The organism is Avibacterium volantium (assembly GCF_049366555.1).
Taxonomy (GTDB): Bacteria; Pseudomonadota; Gammaproteobacteria; order Enterobacterales; family Pasteurellaceae; genus Avibacterium; species Avibacterium volantium_A.
On the sequence record NZ_JBMMGT010000045.1, the window covers coordinates 1 to 6,294 of the forward strand.

Annotated in this window: 3 protein-coding genes; all 3 read right to left on the reverse strand. The window is 41.9% G+C overall.

The genetic code is table 11. The features are described 5' to 3' along the window. Positions 1-133: 133 nt before the first annotated feature. The 3 genes from recD to ACLS0A_RS10740 are packed head-to-tail and all read right to left on the reverse strand — an operon-like array spanning position 134 to position 6,165. The gene (recD, locus tag ACLS0A_RS10730) at positions 134-2,170 is read right to left on the reverse strand and encodes an exodeoxyribonuclease V subunit alpha (RefSeq protein ID WP_416083451.1); all 2,037 of its coding nucleotides are present in this window, start codon (positions 2,168-2,170) and stop codon (positions 134-136) included. Next, a complete protein-coding gene (gene recB / locus ACLS0A_RS10735) occupies positions 2,170-5,802 on the reverse strand; it encodes an exodeoxyribonuclease V subunit beta (RefSeq protein WP_416083452.1) in 3,633 nt (1,210 codons plus the stop codon). Before recB ends, recD begins: the two co-directional genes overlap by 1 nt. A 6-nt stretch (positions 5,803-5,808) precedes the next feature. After that, entirely contained in the window at positions 5,809-6,165 is a 357-nt protein-coding gene (locus ACLS0A_RS10740; protein ID WP_416083450.1) for a DsrE/DsrF/TusD sulfur relay family protein, read from the reverse strand. Positions 6,166-6,294: the final 129 nt, after the last annotated feature.

The window sequence follows — 6,294 nt, forward strand, 5'->3', positions numbered from 1 at the left end:
GTAAAATAAGAGCGTTTTTCAATCAATTATTTTTGATTTTTTCAACGAATAAAAAAATAATACGTATTATCAGCGTGTATAACAGAACAAATTTTTACCCATTTATTTTCAAGAATAATTTTATTTATTTTTACTATTCCAACATTTTTTGCAACAACAAGGCTAACCCACTTTGCCGTTTGGTTGGCTTTTTCACTGCCGTTTTCCAGCTTTGCACCGTGCTAAACACGGTGGCTCGGCTTTTGGCGCGAGTAATGCCTGTGTAAACTAACTCGCGGGATAAAATCGGGTTGGGTTCAGTAGGCAACACCATAAAAGCGTGATCAAATTCAGAACCTTGCGATTTATGTACCGTCATCACAAAAGCGGGTTCGTGGCTTGGAATACGGCTGGCTAACTCCCGTTTGCCATTTTCAAAATAAAAATGTCCGCGTGCCTTTCCTTGTTCATCAAAATTCAATAAATACAACCCAACATCACCATTATATAAGCCCACATTGCTGTCGTTTTGCGTAATCATAATAGGCTTGCCCACATAATGTTCACGTGCTTGGTTAAACTGCACCAAGCCTTTTGCACGCAACCCCTCTGCAATGCCTTGATTGAGTTTTTCACTGCCCAACTCCCCTACGCGTAATGCGGTGAGATAACGCACTTTGTTAAATGCGGTGAAAATTTGCTGAATTTTTTCTGAATCTAACGGCTGATTTTGCGCCGTAATTTGCTGAATTAAGGTCAAAAAATCGGCGTAATTTTGCACCGCACTTTGCACAATCAGATTGGCACAATATTGCTGATACGCCACCGTATTCACGTCCATCGCTTGGGCAAATTGCATAAAATCCACTAAGGTTAAAGGTGAGTTTGTTACAACATCACTTTTCGCCAAATCCCCTGCTTGCAACAGCTGCCAGCTTTCTTCGGCTTTGCCTTGATTAATCAGTTTCGCAAGCTGACCAATGGCGGAATGTTCATCAAAACGATGGCTTTGGGTTAAATGGCAAAGGTGATCGCGAATTGGATTTCCTTTCTCCATCGCTGGCAAATGTTGCCCTGTAGTTTGTTGTAAATAAGCCACAAAATCAGGGCTATATCCCTGCGCAAGAAATTTACCTAACTCCGCTAAAATCGCCCCTGCCTCCACGGAAGCAAGCTGATCTTTATCGCCTAACAAAATCAATTTGGTTTTCGGTTTTAGGGCTTGTAACAATTTCGCCATTAGGGATAAATCAATCATTGAAGACTCATCCACCACCAGCACATCAATAAGCAAAGGATTTTGTTTATTATGACGTGGTGTTTCTTCATAAAAACGAACGCCAAGCAAGCGGTGCAAGGTTTCGGGCTGAGTCGGAATGGCGGCAATTAAGCTTTCGGGCAAGGCTAGCTCTGCTTTCAGACGAGCTAAGGAATTGTCCATACTCTCTTTTAAGCGAGCGGTGGCTTTGCCAGTCGGCGCAACCAATTTGATGCGTAAACCTTGCTGATACAACTCCTGCAAAGCAAGTAACAAGCGCGTTACGGTGGTGGTTTTGCCCGTTCCCGGCCCACCACTGATTAAGGTGAAAAGCTGCTTCTGCGCCATTGCCACCGCAATTTCTTGCCAGTTAAGTTGCGTTGGCTGTGGTGAAGCTGAAAAATATTTTTGCAAAATAGTGGCGATGGCTTGCGGATCGAAAGTGCGGTCAAAAATTGCTGAATTTTGCACCGCACTTTGCTGTTTTGTTCCCTGTTCGACACGTTTAATAGCATTGGCAAAATATTCCGCCACGCGATATTCATCTTGCCAAATGCGATAAAAATACAAAGCATTAAATTGAAATACCAAAGGCGAAACCTTGCTTTTCGGCTCAGTGGTAAATGCAATATGGTCCTGCAATTCTGCAATCCATTGGCTGGCTGGCAGAAAGCCGATTTGTTCATTAATACGGTTTGCATATTCTCTTTCGCTGTAAGGCAATAAATTCTGCACCAGATTTTCTTCAAGCAACAAACAGCTATGCCCTTGCAAATAAGAATAGTTGCACAACGCCGCCAATAAAATCGCTAAATTTTGCTGGTGCAAGGAATAGGATTTACCTTGCTGTTTCTCGGCGATCAGCCGTGCAAAATGGTAATCAGCCTCGCTAAACACGCCTTTTTCTTTCAGTTCTTTAATTAGCCCAAGCATTAAAATAGCTCCTCTAAGGCTTGAATTAGCCGCCAATCTGGCTTATCAAAATAAATACCGTTTTGATCTTGCCCATTCATTCCACGCAAGAAGGTGTAGATCACGCCACCAAAATCTCGCTCATATTGATAATCTGGATCACGGCTTTGTAAATAACGGTGCAACGCCAAGGTGTAAAGCAAATATTGCCAGTCATAAAAACCGTTTTTCATCACTTCAGGCAACTGCGCAGGCTGATAATTTTCTATTTTGTTACCAAGTAAATTGGATTTGTAATCCAACACATAATATTTGCCCTTGTGGCGGAAAACGAGATCGATAAAGCCGCGCAACATTCCTTGCAAACGCTCAAAAATCAGATTTTGCGAAGAATATGGGTGATAATTTTGCAAGGCTCGGTTAAACGCCGTGGCGTCAAAGGCTTTGCTTAATTTCAAATAAAATTGCATTTCTTTTAAGCAATCTTGTTGTTGAATTTGAGCAAGGGTTAAGTTTTCCCCTGCCAATAATGGGCTGTGATAAATAGCGTTAAACCATTGTTGCAAGGTAGAAATCCATTGCTCATCAAGCTGTAACAGTTGGCATAATTTGGCTAAATTTTGCTCATCAAGGGCGGATTGTGCGGTATTTTTTTCTAAATAACGGTGTAAAATCGTCCCCACCCGCACGCCACTTGGTAAATCAAAAGGGCTATAACCTTGCGGATAAGCATTTTCATTTTCTTGTGGTGGCGTATTGTCTTCAGCTAAATTTGGTATTGGTGGCACGTTGAAATCGTAATCCTTACCTTGATCAAAAACTGACGAAATTTGCCCCGCACTTTCATTTTCTTCCTGTAATTTCAATTTATTACGCTGATGCTTATGCACCATATCGGTGAAGCTGGTTACCCCCCAATGATATTCAATGTTGCCGTTAAATATAGCAGGACTAAAGATTTGATTGTGAGAAGCGGAAACCAAGGGCGCGCTTGCCTCAAGATCTTCGATACTGCGAATGGCAACATTCTGCTCGCCCACTTTTTGCTGTAGGGCTTGCAATAATGAGCGGGTGTCATAGGCTTCGGATAATGTTATCTTTTCGCCAATCGTCCCTTCACTTAGTGCATAAAGCAAGCCATTCCATTTTTTCTCAAAGGATTTCGGCAGACAACACACCACTTGGTATTTAGCGCGGGTGAGCGCCACATAAAGCAAACGCATTTCTTCTGCCAAATTTTCTTTCAAAACCAGCGCTGACTGCTGATTTTCCATATCCCACAGCACTTGATCTTTTGCGTAATAGGTCGCGATGGTATCTTTGACACCTTTCGCAGGAGCGGCAATAAAGGGCAGCCACACCAAATCATAAGCCAAGCCTTTTGATTTATGAATCGTCACGATTTTCACTAAATCTCGTTCGCTTTCTAAACGAATGCTTTCTTGCATTCGATCTGTGCCTTGAATTTGCTTTTCAAACCAACGCAATAAGGCGGCTTCGCTTTCATTTAAACGGCTGGCTTGCTGTAAAAGCTCCGCCAAGTGCAAGAAGTCGGTTAAAATACGCTCCCCTTGGCTACGGGTAAGCAAGCGTTGGGTGAGTGGATTTTCTTCATTCAACAATAATTGGTGCAACATCACCAAAATGCCTTTTTGTTGCCAGGTTTTTTGATAAGCAAAAAAAGCTTCCACCCAGTGTTCCCACAGATTTTCATCTTGCTTGATTTGATAAATTTCCGCACTGGTTAAGCCAAATAATCGGGTGGCAATGGCGTTGAGAATGCGGCGTTCATTCAATGGGTTTAAACAAGCCTGCAAAATTAACGCCAATTCCTGCGCGGTTTCGCTGTCAAACACATTGCTTTTATCCGACAAATACACTGAAGCAATACCTAAATTTTGCAAGGCAGTTTTAACGCTCAGTGCTTCTTTCCAACTGCGCACCAGCACGGCGATATTTTTGGCTTGTAATGGCTCATCACCAAATTTTGCTTGATTTTGCACCGCACTTTTTAACCATTGTTGAATGGAAATGGCACAGGTTTCGGCAAATTGCTCTTGATTATACGCATCGCCTAAATAGCAACTTAAAGCTGGCTCATCTTGTCCGTTAAGGTTAAAGTGCGGTAGATTTTTCCCGGCTTTTACGGGCTCAAACTGAATTTCATCAAATAAAAATGGCGCTGGCTGTTCAAAATCAAAAATCCCATTAACACATTGGATTAATGCGGTGGTGGAACGCCAGTTTTCTTTCAGTGTAAAACGCTGGTTGGCTTGTTGCGAAGCCTTAAAATAAGTAAAAATATCTGCGCCACGGAATTGATAAATAGACTGTTTTGGATCGCCAATCATAATAAAGCCTGAGGCTGCTGGCTGCGATTGTTGCGGCGGATTTTCGATATAAATTTTAGAAAAAATTTGATATTGCTGGGCGTCTGTATCCTGAAATTCGTCAATCATTGCAAAGGGATATTGATTGCGAATCAACGTGGCTAATTCTTGCCCATTCTCGCCACACAAGCCTTCTCGCACTAAACGCAACAAATCATCAAAGCTTTTTTGCGTGTGATGATTTTTGTAATCAAATAATTTTTGTCGAATAGTTTGAATGGAATGGTAAAGCACAATGGGCAACGTGAGGGAAATGCCTTCCGACTGTTCAATCAGTTTTTCCGCTTGGCTTAATAAAGAATGTTGCAAAGGCTCAAAATCTGCTTTGGTTTTGGCAGCAATATCTTTTTCCGTAAAATAAATGAGAATATCAGGTAAGCTATAATTATCAGGATCTTCCGCCCACAATCGCATTTTCTCAGAGCGTCCTAGCATATGATCTGCACGGTAATTTTTAATTTGCGCTTTATTCTTTTCTAGAAATCCTGCGAGTTCTTGCTCATTCGCCAACCATTCTTGCTTAAACTCATCAATATCCTGATAGCGAGCCAATAAATGTTGTTGGAAAAATTCATCAAGAGAAAGTTCAAGCAGGCTTGGAGCAGAAAGTGCAACATCAAAGGCTTCTTTGCCTAAATAAGGCCTAATTGTTTTCAGTAATTCCTGCGGCGATTTTAAGTGTTCATAAACCCATTTCGCCACAATGACAGGCTGATGATAAAAGGTTTCACGCCAAAATTCATTGGTTAAGCGTGCGAGCAAATCACTTTCATCTCTCACCAATTCTAAATTAAAATGCACGCCCGAATTAAAGGCATATTGCATTAGCATACGACGACAAAAACTGTGGATCGTATAAATGGCGGCAGTATCCATACTCTGCTCCGCCCAGTTAAGGCGTTGAATACTTTGCGACAAATCAGGCAAAGTTTTGACAAGCTCGCCTAATAGGGGATCACCACCCGCGATGAAAATCTGCGGATCATTGCTGGCTTGATATTGAAGCAATAATTGCTTGCTTTGATAAATCCTCGCTCGAATACGCTCCCGCAATTCTTGCGTTGCCATATCGGTAAAGGTAACCACCAAAATTTTATCCACGGGCAACGGCTGGTCAAAGCAATTTTCGCCCGCTTGGAGCAATAAACGAATATACAATGAAGCCATTGTGTAAGTTTTGCCCGTTCCCGCGGACGCTTCGATCAGGCTAACGCCCTGCAACGGCATTGTGGCTGGATTGAGAGTTTGCGTTTTTGTCGTCATCATAAATTAAAAATTCAGTACCTTATCTGCTTCCATTGTCCAATCTGCAAGCTCAATTAATGTGCCAATTTCTACCCCATCAGCAAGCGGTGCATTGTGAATGCCACGCGCATTGGCACAAGTTTTGCATAGTTTTACCATTACCCCTTGTGCAGTGAGAATTTCGATCATTTGTTGTAAATGATAGCCCTCCGCTGGCTGTTGTTGAGCTAAACCGCCCACCACGGCATCAGACATAAAAAATAAGCGTAATTGCACCGCACTTTTATATTGCTCTTGTAACTGCAAGGCAAGGCGTAAAGCGCTGAAAAAATGTTCATCACCATAAGGGGAAGAATGCACAATAAATAAGATGTTTTGCATAAGAATGTCCTTTTGAGATCAGTTTGAGAGCGGATAGTCGCTTGATTAAGCTGCATTAATCATACTGCCTATAATGCGTTATGCTCGCTTATTTTACACTGATAAGGATAATAAAAAAGTGGGCATTTG

What these genes read in the sequence shown, in the direction of transcription:
- recD (WP_416083451.1), bottom strand. Translation starts at nt 2,170, where the DNA reads ATGCTTGGGCTAATTAAAGAACTGAAAGAAAAAGGCGTGTTTAGCGAG.
- ACLS0A_RS10740 (WP_416083450.1), bottom strand. Translation starts at nt 6,165, where the DNA reads ATGCAAAACATCTTATTTATTGTGCATTCTTCCCCTTATGGTGATGAA.
- recB (WP_416083452.1), bottom strand. Translation starts at nt 5,802, where the DNA reads ATGACGACAAAAACGCAAACTCTCAATCCAGCCACAATGCCGTTGCAG.